General features: G+C 64.6%; 15 protein-coding genes and 2 tRNA genes. 14 read left to right on the forward strand and 3 right to left on the reverse strand.

Annotated features, from left to right (window positions below):
* Window position 1 precedes the first annotated feature (1 nt).
* The 11 genes from HBF26_RS17310 to HBF26_RS17360 all read left to right on the forward strand — a co-directional run bounded on the left by HBF26_RS17310 (window position 2) and on the right by HBF26_RS17360 (window position 12,271).
* Entirely contained in the window at window positions 2-2,587 is a 2,586-nt protein-coding gene (locus HBF26_RS17310) for a phage tail tape measure protein (RefSeq protein WP_167129249.1), read from the forward strand.
* A 2-nt stretch (window positions 2,588-2,589) separates the two neighbouring features.
* Window positions 2,590-2,925 carry a phage tail protein gene (locus tag HBF26_RS17315; RefSeq protein ID WP_167129250.1) on the forward strand — a complete coding sequence of 112 codons (336 nt, stop codon included), beginning with the start codon at window positions 2,590-2,592 and terminating at the stop codon, window positions 2,923-2,925.
* On the forward strand, window positions 2,922-3,629 hold the full coding sequence (locus HBF26_RS17320; protein WP_167129252.1) for a phage minor tail protein L: 708 nt from the start codon (window positions 2,922-2,924) through the stop codon (window positions 3,627-3,629). Before HBF26_RS17315 ends, HBF26_RS17320 begins: the two co-directional genes overlap by 4 nt.
* On the forward strand, window positions 3,629-4,387 hold the full coding sequence (locus tag HBF26_RS17325) for a C40 family peptidase (RefSeq protein WP_167129254.1): 759 nt from the start codon (window positions 3,629-3,631) through the stop codon (window positions 4,385-4,387). Before HBF26_RS17320 ends, HBF26_RS17325 begins: the two co-directional genes overlap by 1 nt.
* 7 nt (window positions 4,388-4,394) lie before the next feature.
* Entirely contained in the window at window positions 4,395-4,823 is a 429-nt protein-coding gene (locus HBF26_RS17330) for a hypothetical protein (protein ID WP_167129256.1), read from the forward strand.
* A 41-nt stretch (window positions 4,824-4,864) separates the two neighbouring features.
* Window positions 4,865-5,557 carry a tail assembly protein gene (locus HBF26_RS17335; RefSeq protein ID WP_167129262.1) on the forward strand — a complete coding sequence of 231 codons (693 nt, stop codon included), beginning with the start codon at window positions 4,865-4,867 and terminating at the stop codon, window positions 5,555-5,557.
* Between the two features lie 60 nt (window positions 5,558-5,617).
* A complete protein-coding gene (locus HBF26_RS17340) occupies window positions 5,618-9,202 on the forward strand; it encodes a TipJ family phage tail tip protein (RefSeq protein WP_167129264.1) in 3,585 nt (1,194 codons plus the stop codon).
* A gap of 277 nt (window positions 9,203-9,479) precedes the next feature.
* Complete coding sequence (locus HBF26_RS17345) at window positions 9,480-10,127, forward strand: hypothetical protein (protein WP_167129266.1); 648 nt, start codon at window positions 9,480-9,482, stop codon at window positions 10,125-10,127.
* Window positions 10,128-10,134: 7 nt separating this feature from the next.
* Window positions 10,135-11,265, forward strand: coding sequence for a hypothetical protein (locus HBF26_RS17350; protein ID WP_167129268.1), 1,131 nt, complete (start codon window positions 10,135-10,137; stop codon window positions 11,263-11,265).
* Between the two features lie 2 nt (window positions 11,266-11,267).
* Window positions 11,268-11,732: a hypothetical protein gene (locus HBF26_RS17355; RefSeq protein ID WP_167129270.1), complete on the forward strand. Its 465-nt coding sequence runs from the start codon at window positions 11,268-11,270 to the stop codon at window positions 11,730-11,732.
* 95 nt (window positions 11,733-11,827) lie between these two features.
* On the forward strand, window positions 11,828-12,271 hold the full coding sequence (locus HBF26_RS17360) for a hypothetical protein (protein ID WP_167129272.1): 444 nt from the start codon (window positions 11,828-11,830) through the stop codon (window positions 12,269-12,271).
* Here the strand turns inward: HBF26_RS17360 and HBF26_RS17365 are convergent.
* The 3 genes from HBF26_RS17365 to HBF26_RS17375 all read right to left on the reverse strand — a co-directional run bounded on the left by HBF26_RS17365 (window position 12,268) and on the right by HBF26_RS17375 (window position 13,475).
* The gene (locus HBF26_RS17365; protein WP_167129273.1) at window positions 12,268-12,507 is read right to left on the reverse strand and encodes a hypothetical protein; all 240 of its coding nucleotides are present in this window, start codon (window positions 12,505-12,507) and stop codon (window positions 12,268-12,270) included. The two genes, HBF26_RS17360 and HBF26_RS17365, sit on opposite strands and share 4 nt — an antisense overlap.
* A 301-nt stretch (window positions 12,508-12,808) precedes the next feature.
* A tRNA-Asn gene (locus tag HBF26_RS17370) sits at window positions 12,809-12,885 on the reverse strand.
* Window positions 12,886-12,932: 47 nt separating this feature from the next.
* Window positions 12,933-13,475 (reverse strand): GspH/FimT family pseudopilin, encoded by a 543-nt coding sequence (locus HBF26_RS17375; protein WP_167129344.1) that lies wholly within the window; start codon window positions 13,473-13,475, stop codon window positions 12,933-12,935.
* A gap of 131 nt (window positions 13,476-13,606) precedes the next feature.
* Between HBF26_RS17375 and uvrB the strand changes: the two genes are divergently transcribed.
* The 3 genes from uvrB (at window position 13,607) to HBF26_RS17390 (ending at window position 16,352) form a co-directional block, all read left to right on the forward strand.
* Window positions 13,607-15,631 (forward strand): excinuclease ABC subunit UvrB, encoded by a 2,025-nt coding sequence (uvrB, locus tag HBF26_RS17380; RefSeq protein ID WP_167129275.1) that lies wholly within the window; start codon window positions 13,607-13,609, stop codon window positions 15,629-15,631.
* A 115-nt stretch (window positions 15,632-15,746) separates the two neighbouring features.
* Window positions 15,747-15,821: transfer RNA gene (locus tag HBF26_RS17385), tRNA-Val, on the forward strand.
* Window positions 15,822-15,926: 105 nt separating this feature from the next.
* Window positions 15,927-16,352, forward strand: coding sequence for a CopD family protein (locus tag HBF26_RS17390; protein WP_167129277.1), 426 nt, complete (start codon window positions 15,927-15,929; stop codon window positions 16,350-16,352).
* Window positions 16,353-16,415 lie beyond the last annotated feature (63 nt).

The raw sequence follows: 16,415 nt of genomic DNA on the forward strand, positions 1-16,415 counted from the left end.
GATGACCGAAGCAGAGAGCATCGGCACTGCCCGAATCGACGTCACGGTTAATACCGCGACGATGGAGACGGGCGTCGAGGCCGCCAAGCGGAAGGTTTCCGGTCTCGGTGCCGAAGCCGCTGCGCAGTTCGACAAGGCCAACGCGAGCACGAAGCGTTACGCCGATAGCCTGCTTCGTCAGGCCGAGCTGCTGGGGAAGTCGCGCGCCGAGCAGATCGCCTATAACGCTCAGGTCCGCATCGGTGGCGAGCTCGGCGACCAGATCGCGAAAAAGGCGCTGGCGAACGAGAAGGCTCTGACGCAAGCCAGCGAAAGCTACGTCATGAGCGAGCGAGCGCGCGCCGCCGCCATGCGTGGCGTCCCGGCGCAGATCACCGATATCGTCTCGGGGCTAGCCACGGGTCAGCGTCCCCTTACGGTCTTGCTCCAGCAGGGCGGCCAGCTCAAGGACATGTTCGGCGGCGTGGCCGGCGCGGCGAAGGCGCTGGGCGCGTCGCTGCTAGGGCTTGTGAACCCCGCTACGCTGCTCGCCGGCGCGGCCGTGGCGCTCTTCGCCGCCTGGAAGTCGGGCAGCGACGAGCAGGTGGCGTTTCAGAAGGCGCTGATCAACAGCGGCAACTACGCAGGCGTCACCACGCAGCAGCTCCAGGGCCTTGCCGAAGAGCTGTCGCGGACAAGCGGCACACAGCACGACGCTGCCGCCGTCCTGGCCGAGGTGGCTGGCTCGGGCAAGTTCACATCCGACCAGCTGCGGCTCGTCGCGTCTGCGGCGATCGCCGCCGGCGATGGCGCCGAGGACATGGTGGCGCGATTCGCGAAACTGGCGGATGACCCGGTCAAGGCGTCGGCTGAACTCAATTCGTCCTATCACTACCTCACCGCCGCGGTCTACGACCAAATCCAGGCGCTCGAGGATCAGGGCCGGACGCAGGAGGCTGCCCGGCTTGCCATGGAAAGTTACAGCGCTGCCGTGGTCTCGCGCTCGAAGGACGTAAAGGAGAACCTCGGATTCATCGAGCAAGCCTGGAACGGCATCACGGGCGCGACGCGGCGAGCCATCGATGCGGCGCGGGACCTTGGCCGTGCGCAGACCGACCAGCAGAGATTCGACGTCCTCTTCGAAAACCGCGACGCGGCGAAGAAGCTGGTCGACCGCGGGCTGGGTAGCACGACGTTCCTCGGGAAGACCGCCCAGCAGTTCTATGACGACGCCACGAAGGAACTGGGCGCGATGCAGGACGCCCAGGTGGCTGCCCAGAAAAAAGCGTCTCGAGACGCCGCTACGCAGCAGGCCAACGACGCGGCCATCCGCCTCGCCCAGGAGGCCCAGCAATACGAGTCGGACGAGACGAAGCGCGCGCGACAGATCGCCGCCATCCACCAGCAGGCGAACGACGCGATCGCCAAGGCGACCCAGGTCGGGGACAAGGCGCTGGCCGACAAGATCCGGGCGAGCGAGGCGGCGGCGGTCGCCGGCATCATGTCGAAGGGGCCGAAAGAAAAAGACCTACGCATCGACGTGTCGGATGGCTGGAAGGAGATGGTCGCCCAGATCGAAAAGGGCATCTCGGCCGATAAGAAGGAGATAGAGCAGCGCGCCCGCGCGACCGTCGAACTGAACAGCTACCGCGAGGCCATGCAGCAGCGCCTGCAGACCGACCGCATGGCGCTCGACATCCAGGTGCAGAGCCTTGGCATGGGGCAGCACCAGATCGACATCCAGCGGCAGCTGGTGGATATCCAGCGTGATGCGGACCGCGAGCTGGCACGGCTCAACGACCCGGCCAACCGCCGCACGCTGACCGACGACGAGTATCAGGCGCGCCTCTCCGCGATCAAGGATTATGAGGATCAGCGCGTCCAGCTGGTCTACGACGCGGATGCGCGCCTCAACGCCGCGCGCGCCGACTGGACAAACGGTGCCCGACGGGCCCTTGCCGACATCACCTACGATGCCAGCGACACCGCGACCAGCTTCGCCAACCTGGTCCAGAGCACCTACGGTAGCCTGTCTGACTTCATCGTCGATGCCGCGACCACCGGCAAGGCCAGCATCAAAGACCTGGTCTCGTCGATCCTCAAGGAAGTGGCGCGCCTCCAAGCGAACAAGGCCGCAGCGAGCCTCCTGAATTATGGCCTGAGCTACTTCACCGGCGGTTACGGCGGCACGAACGGCCAGGGCGGCGTCGATTACAACTCGCAGGGCTTCGTGTCGAAGGTCTACGCCAAAGGCGGCGTGGTGGATGGCGCCTCCCTGTCGAACTGGTCGAACACGATCGTGGATCGACCAACGATGTTCGCCTTCGCGCGGGGTGCGGGTCTCATGGGAGAGGCGGGACCGGAAGCCATCATGCCCCTCACCCGTACGGCTGACGGGAAGCTTGGCGTGAAGCAGGTTGGCGGCAGCGACAGCGCATCGGTGAATGTGAGCGTTGTCGTCAATGCCGACGGCAGCGGTGGCACCGAGTCTGAGGGGGATTACCAGGCCTGGGGCAAGCAGCTGGGCGAGAACATGCGCGCGATCGCGCAGCAGGAGCTCGCAAACGCCATGCGCCCTGGTGGCGCCCTGTGGCGAGCGAGGGGCTGACCATGGCCGAAACCTTTACCTGGATTCCGGTGGGTACCCCAAGCGGCACGTCAACTTTCCGCTTGCTCAAATCGCAGTTCGGTGATGGGTACTCGCAGGAAGCGGCCGACGGTATCAACAACAAGGTCCAGTCCTGGCCGCTCCAGTTCTTCGGCAGCGGCCAGGAGATCGACGCCATCACGGCATTCCTAGATAGCCACGCCGGCGCCATTGGCTTTCTGTGGACGCCGCCACGCGGGCAGCAAGGGCTCTACAAGGTCACGTCCTATGCGATGAATCCGCTGGGTGGTGGGCGCTACACGCTCTCGGCGACGTTCGAGCAGAAGTTCGCCCCATGACGATCTTTGCCGATATCCAGACCCTGGAGCCTGGGGCTTGGGTCGAGCTGTTCGAGATCGATGCTCGGCCGATCACCAACGGCGGCGCGGGCGACATACTACGCTTTCATGGCTACACGCAGGTGGGCCCGATCATCTGGCAGGGGCTTACCTACGAGCCGTGGCCTATCGCGACGCAGGGCTTCAAGATCGACCCGGATCAGCCGCCCGTGCCCACATTGGCCGTCGGCAACGTCAACGGGCGAATCACGGCGCTCTGCCTGGCCTTCCAGGACTTGGTCGGCGCCCGCCTGACGCGCCACCGCACGCTCGGCAAGTACCTGGACGCGGTGAACTTCCCCGGCGGCAACCCGACGGCGGATCCGGAGCAGGAGGTAGCCCCGGAACTATGGTTCATCGAGCGCCGTTCGGCGGAGGACTCGACGCAGGTCACGTTCGAGCTCTCGAGCCCGATGGACTTCGGTGGCCGACAGCTGCCGCGTCGGCAGATCATCGCGAACGTCTGCAGCTGGCTGGCCATCGGTGGGTACCGTGGGCCGTATTGCGGCTACACAGGCCCAGCGGTGGCAAAGGCGGACGACACGCCCACCGACGACCCCGTCCTCGACATGTGCAGCGGACGCCTTGTCGGGTGTGGTCTTCGGTTCGGCCCGGACGCCGAACTCCCCTATGGCTCGTTCCCCGCCGCGACACTGATCAAGTGATGAAACCCAGAACCCAGACCGCCATTCATGCACACGCGCTGGAGGCCTACCCGCGCGAGGCCTGCGGTGTCATCGTCGTGCGTCGCGGGCGGGAGCGATACGTGCCGTGCGAGAACCTCGCGGCCACGCCGGACGAGCACTTCGTGCTGTCGCCTCGTGACCTTGCCGCGGCGGAGGACCAGGGCGAGGTAACGGCCATCGTGCACTCGCACCCGAACGTGCCTGCCAGGCCTTCGGAGGCCGACAGAGTGGGGTGCGAGCGGTCGGAACTGCCATGGGTGATCGTTTCGGTAATGCCCGGGGAAGGTGGGCCGGTGGTGGCTGACACGCAGATCATCGAACCGAACGGCTACGAGGCCCCGCTGGTCGGGCGCGCCTGGGCGCATGGTGTGCTGGACTGCTGGGCGCTTTGCCGCGACTGGTACGCGCGCGAGCGCGGCATCCTGCTGCCCGACCCGCCCCGTGCCGACGGCTGGTGGGACGACGGCATCAGCGACCTGTACAGCGACAGCGCGATGGAGGCGGCTGGCTTCCGCAAGATCGACCTGAAGGACATCTCCGCCGGCGACCTGATCCTCATGCAGATTCGGTCGAAGAACCTCGTGCCGAACCACGCGGCGGTCTACATCGGCCAGGGGCATATCCTGCACCACCTGCACGGTCGGCTCAGCTCACGCGACGTCTATGGCGGCTACTGGCAGGAGGTGACGCGCTCCGTATGGCGCCTGGTGTACCCTTCGTCTCTCTCGGAACGGTAGGGACATCATGGTGAAGCGTCTGATGCTGATTGTTGCCTCCGTCGCGCTATCCGCGTGCGCGACAAAGCAGATTCCACTCGCCGAGGCGAAGCCGGTACCGAAGGATCGGGTGTTCTTGACATCGGCCGTGCAGGGCGGTGGATCAGTGCAGTTCGTAAGAGACACTGGAATGATGGGCGGCGGTTGCGACCTGGACCTTCGGATCGACCGCGATGTCGTGGCGAAGGTGGCGACGGGGGAGACCATCACAGTTCCCCTGGCCGCTGGCGCCCACGTCGTCGATGCTCGCTTCGGCGGAACGGGCCTATGCAACGGCGGCAAAGCTGACCGCAACGTGAGGGCTTCGCAGGTCGTCGTGTCGCCAGGCGACAAGCTCATCTACCGAATAGCGGTAGATGACCACGGGATCATCACCGTAACACCGAGAATCGACTGAGACAGGCCCGCTTCGGCGGGCCTCATCTTTTATGGAGACGTATGTCGCCAACCACTGTGCTGCTATCAGGGCCTCTGCGAAAGCGGTTCGGTAGAGAATTCAAGCTTCACCTCGACACAAAGACCCCAGCCGAAGCGATCCAGGCTCTTTGCATCATGATCGACGGCTTTCGGGCATACCTCCTAGGTGCAGCCGACCGCGGCGTCGAATTCGCGGTTTGGCGTGGGCGAGGAGAGCATGCGGAGAACATTGGTGTCGAACAGCTTCGTGAGCCCGCTGGTTCGGTTATTCGGATCGCTCCCGTACACGTGGGCGCCAAGAATGGCGGGGTACTTACGACGATCGTTGGTGCGGTTCTGATCATCGTTGGCGTGATCGGCATGTACACCCCGTTCGGCCAAGCGTTCGGCGGTGCAGCGTGGGGTCCGTTCGCAATTAAGCTCGGTGTCGCCATGGTCGCCGGCGGCGTCGTGCAGATGCTCAGCCCGCAGCCGAAGATGGGCAAGGGCAGTGCGGACTCGGCGAACAACCAGGCCAGTTACATCTTCAATGGCCCGGTGAACGTCACCGCTCAAGGCGCGCCGGTCCCGATCCTCTATGGCGGCCCGATGGAGATCGGAAGCGTGGTCGCCTCGGCCGGCATCGAGGCCGTGGACTACAGCTCGCGTCCATCGAACGTCGGATTCGGCACGCCGGGCGGCAATGGCAAGAAGACCCCGTACGACCCCGACTGATTCTTCCATCACGAGATACCACCAGGCCCGCCATGCGCGGGCCTTTTTTATGGGATATCCATGGGCTTCGACCTGATCTACGGCGCCAAGGGCGGCGGCAGCACGCACACGCCCGTCGAAGCACCGGACACGCTGCGTTCCATCTCGTTTTTCCAGATCGAGGACCTTCTCTCAGAGGGCGAGATAGGCGGCCTGGTGAACGGTCTCCAGTCGGTGAAGCTGGATGGCACGCCGGTGGCCAACGCCGACGGCACGCTGAATTTCAGCGGCGTCTCGGTGCAGATCCGCACCGGCACACAGGACCAGAGCTACATCCCGGGCTACGGATCGGTGAAGAACGAGATCGCCGTCTCGACCGAACTGAAATCGAACACGCCCTGGGTCCGCGCACTGACGAACACGGCCCTATCCGCCTTCGCCGTGACGCTGCAAGTGGACGCGCTGCAGAAGAGCAATACAAAGAACGGCGACATCAACGGCTACATGGTCCAGTACGCCATCGACGTCTCTACGGACGGTGGCGCGTACCAGACCGTGCTCACGACGGCCTTCAACGGCAAGGCTAGCGGCCCGTACCAGCGCACCCACCGCGTCGATCTGCCCAAGGCCGACCTGGGCTGGAATGTGCGCGTGCGGCGCCTCACGCCCAATGCCAACAGCGCGACCACGGCTGACACGACCCGCATTGTCTCGATCACGGAGATCATCGACGCGAAGCTGCGCTACCCGAATACCGCCTATGTGGCGATCAGCGGCGACGCGTCACAGTTCAGCAATATCCCTGTCCGCTCCTACGTGTGCTGGGGACGAACGATCCGCGTCCCGACGAACTACGACCCCGCTACCCGAGCCTATGCCGGGGTCTGGGACGGGTCGTTCAAGATCGCATGGACGGACAACCCGGCGTGGATCCTATACGACCTGGTAACGAACGACCGCTACGGCATAGGCGATCTCGTCGACGCCTCCCTGATCAACAAGTGGGAGCTGTACCGGATCGCCCAGTACTGTGACCAGTTGGTTCCGGACGGGAAGGGTGGCCAGGAGCCTCGGTACCGGTGCACGGCTTATCTGCAGTCCCGCGAAGACGCTTTCCGGCTTCTCGGCGACATCGCCTCGGTCTTCAGCGGCGTGAGCTACTGGATGGGCAGCGCGATCACCACGGTCGCAGATATGCCACAGGACCCGGTCTACACCTATACCGCGGCGAACGTGATCGATGGCCGGTTCACGTACCAGTCCAGCGCGAGGAAGACCAGGTTTTCGACGGCACTGGTGACGTGGAACGACCCGGCCAACAGCTACAAGCAGGCCGTCGAATACGTCCCCGACAATGACGCCATCGCACGCTACGGTGTGCAGCCGACCGAGTTCGCGGCCTTCGGATGCACGAGCCAGAGCCAGGCGCACCGCCGCGGCCTCTGGGCGCTGACGACCAGCCAGTATGAAACCGACTCGGTGACCTTCGCCGTGGGCCTGGAAGGGCTGCGCGCGGCTCCCGGGCAGATCGTGCGCGTGCAGGACCCGAAGCGCGCCGGCATGCGGCAGGCCGGCCGCCTGAGCGATGCGACGACAGCCTGGGTGCTCGTGGACCGTGAGCCGGGCCAAGCCGCCGTGGGGGATACGCTGACGATCCACTTGCCGTCGGGCACGGCCGAGACGCGCACGATCAGCCAGGTCGACGGCCGCCGCCTCTACGTGGGACAGCCCTTCAGCCAGCCTCCGGTGCCGCAGTCAGTGTGGACCGTGGAAAGCGCCGAGCTGATGAACCAGACGTTTCGCATCCTCAGCGTGTCCGAGGACTCAGGGCAGGGTGAGATCCGCTTCACGATCACCGCCGTGCAGCACAACGCGAGCAAGTTCGCGCACATCGACAATGGCGCGACGATCCAGATCCCGCCCATCAGCCAGCTGCCTACCGGCGTCCAGAAACCACCGACAAACGTTCGCATTTCCGGCCACGTGGTGGTCGAGCAGGGCATCGCCAACAACGTAATGACCATCGAATGGGATGCGGCCGAGAGCGCCGTCTCCTACAAGGTGGAGTGGCAGAAGGACAACGGCCAGTGGATCCAGGCCGGCACGGTATCGACGACCTCCTACGACGTCGTCGGCATCTACACGGGAACGTATATCGCTCGCGTGACCGCGTTCAACGTGGGGCGCACGCCGTCTATCGCCGCTCTGAGCGCGGCCACCGACATCACAGGTAAGACCGGCGAGCCGCCGCGGCTCACGACACTGACGACCAAGACCCTTATTTTCGGCATCGGTATCGATTGGACGTTCCCGCCCGGCGCCGAGGACAGCCAGCGCACGGAGATATGGGCCAGCACCAACGCCGTTCGCCCTGATGACGAAGACACCATCGCGTACCACCTCGGCGACTATGCCTACCCAGGAAACCACACCGAGCTGCACGGTCTGTCCGCCGGTGCCTCGCTCTTTTTCTGGGGCCGGATTGTCGACAAGGCTGGCAACATCGGCGGCTGGTATCCCGAGACTGGCGCGGTCAATGGTCAGAGCAGCAGCGATGCCGGCCCCATCCTCGAGTACTTGACCGGGCAGATCACGAGGAGCCAGCTTGGGCAGGAGCTCGCGGAAGCCATCGATTCGATCGACGGGCTCCAGGCCTTCATTGAGCCACCCACGGCCTGGGCCGATGACGTCGCCTATTCGACGGGCGCCTTCGTCAGCCATAACGGCCAGCTCTGGCTGGCTCTGGAAGACGTTGCCGCCGGTGGCGCCGAGCCTGGCACGGACCCGGAGATGTGGCGCGACGTCGGAGCAGTGGCGCAGACGGCAGCTGGCCTGGCGCTCCAGATGTCCAATGTGAACCTCACGGTCGAGGAGCTCGACGGACAGGTCCAGGCAACCGCCGAAAAAACCGAATCGGTCTATGCGCAGCTCAATCCCAAGAAAATCGGTGCGGAGACTGGCGGAACCATCGGCGGCGAGAACGATCTGCCGCCGACGGCCGGATACTTCGCCCAGACGTTGGCCCAGGTGGCCGACAACCACGTCCTCGGCAAGCGCGTGGAGACCGTCCAGGCGACCATCGGGGCGGTCAGCGCTGCGGTGACGACTGAGACACAGGCGCGCGTCGATGGCGACCAGGCGCTGGCCTCGCAAGTGACAACCGTCCAGGCGACCGCTGGAGCGGCCCAGGCCTCCGCTCAACTCGCTTTCCAGACGGCCGCCAATGTCGATGGCAAGGTCTCTGCCGCGATCCTTGGCAAGGTCGGAATCACCAGCGACGGCAAGTATTACCAAGCTGGCTTCGCTGTCGGCATCGACAACAGCGGCGGCACGGTGCAGTCGCAGTTCCTGGTCACGGCCGACACTTTCGCAATCCTACCGACGACCGCGGGCGGTACAGCCGTCGCGCCGTTCGTAATCCAGGGCGGGCAGACCTTCATCAGCCAGGCGCTGATTGGCACCGGCTGGATCACCAACGCCATGATCGGCAACACGATCCAGTCGACGGCGGTGGATAGCACGGGCAACCCACTGTGGTCGCTGAACAAGACCACGGGGCTCGTGATGCGCGGCTCAAGCGCCGCCGGCCGGACGGAGATCGATGGAAATGGCGGCCGTACCTATGACTCGGCAGGGACGCTTCGCGTGCGCTGGGGCATCTGGTAATGCCTGCCGGACTTCAGACCTTCGATGCGGCAGGAAATCTCATCGTGGACATCACCACGCGCATAACGCGCGTAGGCGGCACGGCGGTCATCCCGGCGGGAAGCACAGGCTCTGTCGTCGTGCCCAATGCATCTCAGGGAAACATTTGGTACGCCTTTTGCCACCAATCAGGTGAGCGGTACTACCCGGTCATCACATTGAGTGGATCAACCATCTCGTGGGGCCCATCATCGCAGGGAACGCCAAGCGATAAAACCATCATTTTCGGTGTCTACTGATGCCGGCCGGCCTTCAGATCATGAACGCGGATGGCGTCACCGTGCAGGTGGACGACACGTACGCGAACCTTGCCGTTGTCGAAATGGGGGCGATTGCTACCGACACACCGACATCCGCTGGTGGAAACTCGGGTGTGACCTTTTCTCGGTCAGGGCTGAAAAATCCTCTGATCGCCGTTGCGGGGCCCGGATCGCAGGTCGCTGTTGCATGGCTTCAGAACGCGGCTAATGGCACCTGGGGATTCAACATAGCCGCAGGTGGCGTCGTCGGCACCCAGTGTAAGTACATCATCTTCGACAATCCGCCTGATGCTGGCCCTAACTACGGGTTTCAGGTCTTCGACGCCAATGGGAAGAAGACCTTCGACGGCAGCCTTCGGTATCTGCGCGTGGTCGATATGCAGCTAAACGTGCCCACCGGAGACCTGAATTACCCCGCTGGGCGGCAGTACGCGGTCTGTCATCTTCGATTCGGCTTCCGCGTCTGGAACCAGACAGGATTCAACGACGTCGTCACATCCAGCGTGTCAGGCGGAACGATCTCCCTGGGGTACATGCACGTGAACACCGTGCCCGGCAGCCCCACCCAGCTAAACCAGATGTCCTCGTCGATCCTGGTGATCGACATCACCAACTACGGCCTCTGAGGCACCCATGCCACTGACCATCCAGCGCATCAACTTCAACCCGGTGACGGGCGACAACCCCAGCGAAGGGTTCATGAAGACGGACCTCAACATCGTCGAGATAGCCACGGCGATTGACGGCGATGGGACTCCAGAGAATCCAGGCGTGCAGGGGCGGATCGATGCTGTCGAGGGACAGATTGATGACCTCAACGCAGCGCTCGATGGGCTTGGCAATGCGTCGGCGAGGGACGTCGGTACGGCAGCCAACACCGTCGCGGCGGGCGACGACGCTCGGTTCGCGAGCCGAGGCCGCCGCCAGTTGCTGATCAACGGCGACACAGCCATAAACCAGTTGGTGTTCGCCGGGGGTGCCATGGGGGCCAATTCCTACGGCTACGACATGTGGCGCACGTTCGGCGCCGCCGCATCGTTCACCCGATCGGCGGACGGCAGCACGCTTACCTTGAACGGGACCATCGGCCAGGTGCTGGAAGCGCCGGCGTTGCCCAATGCCACCGTGACGGCGTCGGTGCGAAACCCTTCTGGGCCCATCACGGTCAACCTGCGTCCGGATGCCACGACGGCCGGGGCCACTGGCGTCATCCCTGCCGGCTCGGGCATTCAGTCCGTGACACTCGCTGTGCCGGCGAGCCTGACGGGGAACGTCTTCCTGCAGCTCGTGACGACCGCCGCGGTTTCCTTCGACGGTCCCAGCAAGCAGGGAGGCATCCAACTGGAACTGGGATCGTTCGCGAGCAACTTCGAGAAGGTGACGCCGGCTGAGGCCATGGCGCAGTGCCAGCGGTACTACTGGAAGTCCTTCCGAGATTCGGTGGCTCCTGGTAACGGAACGGGTAGCCTGACAGGCGCCATAAGCTACGTCGTGCCGCCGGGCGGTGGCGGCGCAGGCGTCTTTGCCGGCGTGCGAGTCCCGTTCCCGCAGCGCATGCGGGCTATCCCGGCGCTCACCTTCTTTAACCCGCTCGGCTTCAGCGTGAACTGGATCAATGTCAGCCAGAATGCCAATAGCGGCTCTGTATCGATCGGCCCGACGGGAACGTCGGAACTCGCGACTTTCCTCATCAACCAGCAGGTGTCCACCGACCAGACGCCCCACACCATTTGCGTCCACATGGTTGCCGACGCGAGGCTATGACGATGCGCTATATCCACACCGACAACCCGGACATGATCATTTGCGTGGACACCGGCACGGTGATCCCTCGCGGCCACTACCTATGGCCGGAGGACGAATCGCTGATCGAGCCCGCGCCCGCGCCGAACTTCGCCGACTATGTCGCGCGTTTCACGCCCGGACTGCAGGCGTGGATGGAGGCTGTTGCTCGAAGCAATAACTACGATTCGGTGATCTCATGCGTGTCCTACGATGGCGATGAGGTCGCTCAATTCGCCGGTGACGCAGCTGCGATGAAGCGCTGGCGCAGTGCCCTTTGGAAATGGGCTTCGGATTGGCAGGCTGGGTTCAATGGCCAGCTGCCCAATCCCATCCCGACCCTGGAAGAGATCATCGCCCTGGCGCCGCAGCCGGGCGACTTCGGGTGGGTGGTGCATCCACCGGGGACGATCATCGAGTCACAAGTGCCGCCCGTCGCCACGTCCTGATATCCAGCGCCTACGGCGGGTTACCGCCGAAACTTCCCGTCACACCCTAACGCCGTCCACATTCCTGAGATTAGGCCCGCGTATCGTCCCCGCGCATGGCCCGCGCCTACACCGACCTCGTCTTCTGGAAGCACCACGCCCACGGCTACGAGGCGAGGCTGACGCCGTACGGCCGCGCTTTCGCGATCGCGCGCATGGTGAAGGACGTGCCGGGCATCCACTACGAGCTGGCGTGGATCTACGGCCCGCGCGTCTGGCGTCCGTTCCAGGTCTTCAACCTGCTCACGATTCAGCGCATGGTGGATCGCTGGGTCGCGTGCCACCGAGACAGCCTCCTGGCCCGCATGCCGGCCGATCCGAACCTGGTGCCGTTTCCATTCCCGTGGCGCGAGCCTGAGCCGCCCGCCGAACCCGACCCCAACCCAGCACGCACGTGTCCCGGCTGTGGGCGCCTATGGGGTATGTGCGACGTGACCGCTCCACGCGCGGCAAGACAGCGAGGCAACGTCGGATGGCGCTGCTACCGCATGGCGGGTTAGGCCTTCGCTTTCTCTTCCGCCCAGCGACGAATGGTCGCCTCATAGCGCTCAGCCGCGCACTTCTGGCACCCGCCCAAACGCCAGCCGCCCAGGGTGCGCTGCCATGGGTTGTGGCCGCCGTGCGTTGGGCAGATCACCCAGGCGTTCTCGCGCTCGTTCTCTTCGCGCCGCGCCCGCTGACCGCGCCGGTTACCGTAGAAGGCCATCAGCGACACCCCGGGTGGCAGCCAGGGCATCCGTTCGCCACGACTTCTCCGCGGCGGAGGACGTTCAGACGGTACTCGCCATGCACGCGGCATTTGCCACGAAGGGAGAGGGCACGCCGGCGATATGCTGCGGCGTCGAAGGGGAGGGTGGGCCGCTTCGTTTTGCGCTGGCCAGATGCGGTCAGATAGTAGCTCATGTGGCGATTTTCTCGCCACCCATTCTCACCGTTCGCGACGGCAACCGCCTGTAAATAGGCCGTCTTTTTTACACATCAATTTACACATGGGGCAAAAGAAAAGGGCCAGCATCGCTGCTGACCCTTGGTATCTCTGGCGCCCGAAGTTGGACTCGAACCAACGACCCCCTGATTAACAGTCAAGTGCTCTAACCGGCTGAGCTATTCGGGCGGGGAGCCACGTATTTTGTGGAACTGGCGGGGGGCTGTCAAGCGTCGTTAATGCTGCCGCGCGGGGGCCGCGGCGCACGCGGCCGCTTCGTGCGGCCGAACGGGGTGCCGGTGCGCCAGCCCGGCATTGCCGACGACCACGGCAAGGGCCGTGGCGGGGCGCGATGCCACGCAGAGCACGATCCGCTGGTTCGTGCCGTAGGCCGCGCCGCGGCGGGTGAAATGGATCTCATGTCGCCCGGAGGGTCGAATGACGCGCAGATGTCCCGGCATGGGCGGAGCCGATACGAGGATGTTCCCTTCCTTGCCCTCGTTGAACCCGCGAGCGGTCCAGCCCGCGGTCCAGTCCACCGCAGGAGCGCACTCGAACCCCTCGCGGCCGGGGCACACGCGGACATCGACATCCCGCCATAGTGCGACCGATCGGGCGTGACGCAGGGTGTCGAGCAGGCTGTCCGCGGCCGCCCGCAGGCGGTAGCGGGCGAGGGCCTCGGTCATGGCGGGAAGGGCGAGCGTGGCGGCAATCGCCGAGATCGCAAGCACGGCCACCAGTTCCGTGAAGGTGAAGCCGGGCGAACGGCGTGAACGCATGGGCCAAGATGGCAGCGACAGGGCCACCAACCATGTCTGGGACGAATACGATCGGCCAGTCGGTGCCCCACATCACGGCACGTAGGCGCCAGCGCTTTAAACTCGACGTCCGAACCAGCATATCGTCAGCCATGACCGATCGCTTCCAGCTCGTTTCCCCGTACAAGCCCTCCGGCGACCAGCCCGAGGCCATCGCACGCCTTGCCGAGGGCTTCGAGGCCGGCCTGGCCGCGCAGACCCTGCTCGGCGTGACCGGCTCAGGCAAGACCTTCACGATCGCGAACGTGATCGAGAAGGTCCAGAAGCCCACCATCGTCCTGGCGCCGAACAAGACCCTCGCGGCGCAGCTTTATGGCGAGTTCAAGGAGTTCTTCCCGCACAACGCGGTGGAGTACTTCGTCAGCTACTACGACTATTACCAGCCTGAAGCCTATGTGGTCGCCTCGGACACCTTCATCGAGAAGGATTCGAGCATCAACGACCACATCGAGCAGATGCGGCTTGCCGCCACGAAGGCGCTGCTGTCCCGGCGCGACGCGCTGATCGTCGCCACGGTCTCGGCCATCTACGGCCTGGGCGATCCCGAGGACTACATGAGCCTTCGCCTCATCCTCTCGCGAGGCGAGCATATCGAGCAGCGCGCGCTGATTCGCCAGCTCACCGAATTGCAGTACGTGCGCAACGAGATGGAACTGCGGCGCGGTACCTATCGCGTACGCGGCGAAGTGATCGACGTGTTTCCCGCCGAGTCGGAATCCGAGGCGCTTCGCATCGAATTGTTCGACGGCGACGTGGAGAACCTGTCGCTGTTCGATCCGCTCACCGGCGAGGTGCTGCGCAAGGTGCCGCGCTACACCGTGTATCCGAAGACGCATTACGCGAGCACGCGCCAGAGCGTGTTGAACGCGATGGAGACGATCAAGGTCGAGCTGTCCGAGCGTCTGGAGCAGCTGTACCGCGACAACAAGCTGGTGGAGGCGCAGCGTCTGGAACAGCGCACCCGCTTCGATCTGGAAATGATGGCCGAAGTGGGCTTCTGCCAAGGCATCGAGAACTACTCGCGCCACATGACCCGCCGCGGCCCGGGTGAACCGCCGCCGACCTTGTTCGACTACCTGCCACCGGACGCCCTGATGGTGGTGGACGAATCGCACGTGACCGTGCCGCAGCTGGGGGCCATGTACAAGGGCGACCGCTCGCGCAAGGAAACGCTGGTGGAATTCGGGTTCCGTCTGCCCTCGGCGATGGACAACCGGCCCCTGCGCTTCGAGGAGTGGGAACGTCGCGCGCCGCGCGCCATCTACGTGTCCGCCACGCCGGCGAAGTACGAGCTGGAGCGCTCGGACGACAACGTGGTGGAGCTCGTCGTACGCCCCACCGGACTTATCGATCCCGAGGTGGAAGTGCGCCCGGTGCGCACCCAGGTGGACGACCTGCTCGGCGAGATACACAAGCGTGTGGCCATGGGCGACCGCGTGCTGGTCACGACGCTGACGAAGCGCATGGCGGAGAACCTCACCGATTACCTCTCCGAGCACGACGTGAAGGTGCGCTACCTGCACGCCGACATCGACACCGTCGAGCGCACGGAAATCATTCGCGACCTGCGCCTGGGCGAGTTCGACGTGCTGGTGGGCATCAACCTCCTGCGCGAAGGCCTCGACATGCCCGAGGTGTCGCTCGTGGCGGTGCTCGACGCCGACAAGGAAGGTTTCCTGCGTTCCACCCGTTCGCTCATCCAGACGATCGGCCGCGCGGCCCGCAACGTGCGCGGCAAGGCCATCCTCTACGCCGACGAGATCACGGGCTCGATGAAAGAAGCCATGGACGAGACGGCCCGCCGCCGCGAGAAGCAGATGGAGTACAACGCGGCGCACGGCATCACCCCGAAGACGGTGGTTCGCCGCATCGCCGACATCATGGAAGGCGCACGCGCCGACGTGGGTTCGCGCGGCGGCAAGGGCAGGAAGGGCAAGGAGACGAAGAAGGTCGCCGAGGAGGCCACGGACTATGGCGCGCTAAGTCCGGAGCAGGTCGGCTCGACAATCAAGAAACTCGAGGCCCGCATGTACAAGCATGCCCAGAACCTGGAGTTCGAGGAGGCAGGCAAGCTCCGCGACGAAATCCACCGCCTGCGTGAAAGAGCCCTGCGCTGAGGCAGTCGCCCCTGCGAAGGCAGGGGCCCAGTGACTCGGGCTCGCGGCGGGGCGGCCGGCAATCTGTCGCCCCCTTGCACGCCCCGCCGCCGCCCGCTAAACTGCGCAGCTCTTCGGGCGGTTAGCTCAGCGGTAGAGCACTACCTTGACATGGTAGGGGTCACAAGTTCGATCCTTGTACCGCCCACCACTTTCCCTTTGGAAGTGGCACGAAGACCACAAAAAGGAGCCTCGGGCTCCTTTTTTTGTGCCTGTCGCACCGTAGGCTAAACTCGCCGTTTTCCATGACGGAGCGATGCCGGTGGCCTACCTTCTGACCAAGTCCCTGCACATCGTGTTCGTCATCGCCTGGATGGCCACGGTGTTCTACCTGCCGCGCATCCTGGTGAATATCGTCGAAGCGGGCGCCGAGCCGGCGGTGAAGGCGCGCCTCGAACTCATGGGCCGCCGCCTCTACAAGTTCGGCCACAACATGTTCGGCCTCGCTTTCATCTTCGGCCTCGTGCTGTGGCTGTACTTCCACGTGACCGGTGGCTGGCTGCACGCCAAGATCGCGCTGGTGATCCTCATGCTGGCCTATTTCATCTGGACCGGGCGTCTGCTGAAGAAGAGCATCGCCGGCGGCGCGCTGCCGGCTCCGAAGACCCTTCGCATCCTCAACGAGCTGCCGGTGCTGGTGCTGCTCGCCATCGTGTACCTCGTGGTGGCCAAGCCATTCTGAGGTCTCACCCGGGGAGACGCGGATCGGCGATGATGCCCATCGCGAAGTTTCGCCCTGGAGCCG

The organism is Luteibacter jiangsuensis (assembly GCF_011742555.1).
Taxonomy (GTDB): Bacteria; Pseudomonadota; Gammaproteobacteria; order Xanthomonadales; family Rhodanobacteraceae; genus Luteibacter; species Luteibacter jiangsuensis.

What these genes read in the sequence shown, in the direction of transcription:
- HBF26_RS17310 (WP_167129249.1), top strand. Translation starts at nt 2, where the DNA reads ATGACCGAAGCAGAGAGCATCGGCACTGCCCGAATCGACGTCACGGTT.
- HBF26_RS17315 (WP_167129250.1), top strand. Translation starts at nt 2,590, where the DNA reads ATGGCCGAAACCTTTACCTGGATTCCGGTGGGTACCCCAAGCGGCACG.
- HBF26_RS17320 (WP_167129252.1), top strand. Translation starts at nt 2,922, where the DNA reads ATGACGATCTTTGCCGATATCCAGACCCTGGAGCCTGGGGCTTGGGTC.
- HBF26_RS17325 (WP_167129254.1), top strand. Translation starts at nt 3,629, where the DNA reads ATGAAACCCAGAACCCAGACCGCCATTCATGCACACGCGCTGGAGGCC.
- HBF26_RS17330 (WP_167129256.1), top strand. Translation starts at nt 4,395, where the DNA reads ATGGTGAAGCGTCTGATGCTGATTGTTGCCTCCGTCGCGCTATCCGCG.
- HBF26_RS17335 (WP_167129262.1), top strand. Translation starts at nt 4,865, where the DNA reads ATGTCGCCAACCACTGTGCTGCTATCAGGGCCTCTGCGAAAGCGGTTC.
- HBF26_RS17340 (WP_167129264.1), top strand. Translation starts at nt 5,618, where the DNA reads ATGGGCTTCGACCTGATCTACGGCGCCAAGGGCGGCGGCAGCACGCAC.
- HBF26_RS17345 (WP_167129266.1), top strand. Translation starts at nt 9,480, where the DNA reads ATGCCGGCCGGCCTTCAGATCATGAACGCGGATGGCGTCACCGTGCAG.
- HBF26_RS17350 (WP_167129268.1), top strand. Translation starts at nt 10,135, where the DNA reads ATGCCACTGACCATCCAGCGCATCAACTTCAACCCGGTGACGGGCGAC.
- HBF26_RS17355 (WP_167129270.1), top strand. Translation starts at nt 11,268, where the DNA reads ATGCGCTATATCCACACCGACAACCCGGACATGATCATTTGCGTGGAC.
- HBF26_RS17360 (WP_167129272.1), top strand. Translation starts at nt 11,828, where the DNA reads ATGGCCCGCGCCTACACCGACCTCGTCTTCTGGAAGCACCACGCCCAC.
- HBF26_RS17365 (WP_167129273.1), bottom strand. Translation starts at nt 12,507, where the DNA reads ATGCCCTGGCTGCCACCCGGGGTGTCGCTGATGGCCTTCTACGGTAAC.
- HBF26_RS17375 (WP_167129344.1), bottom strand. Translation starts at nt 13,475, where the DNA reads ATGCGTTCACGCCGTTCGCCCGGCTTCACCTTCACGGAACTGGTGGCC.
- uvrB (WP_167129275.1), top strand. Translation starts at nt 13,607, where the DNA reads ATGACCGATCGCTTCCAGCTCGTTTCCCCGTACAAGCCCTCCGGCGAC.
- HBF26_RS17390 (WP_167129277.1), top strand. Translation starts at nt 15,927, where the DNA reads ATGCCGGTGGCCTACCTTCTGACCAAGTCCCTGCACATCGTGTTCGTC.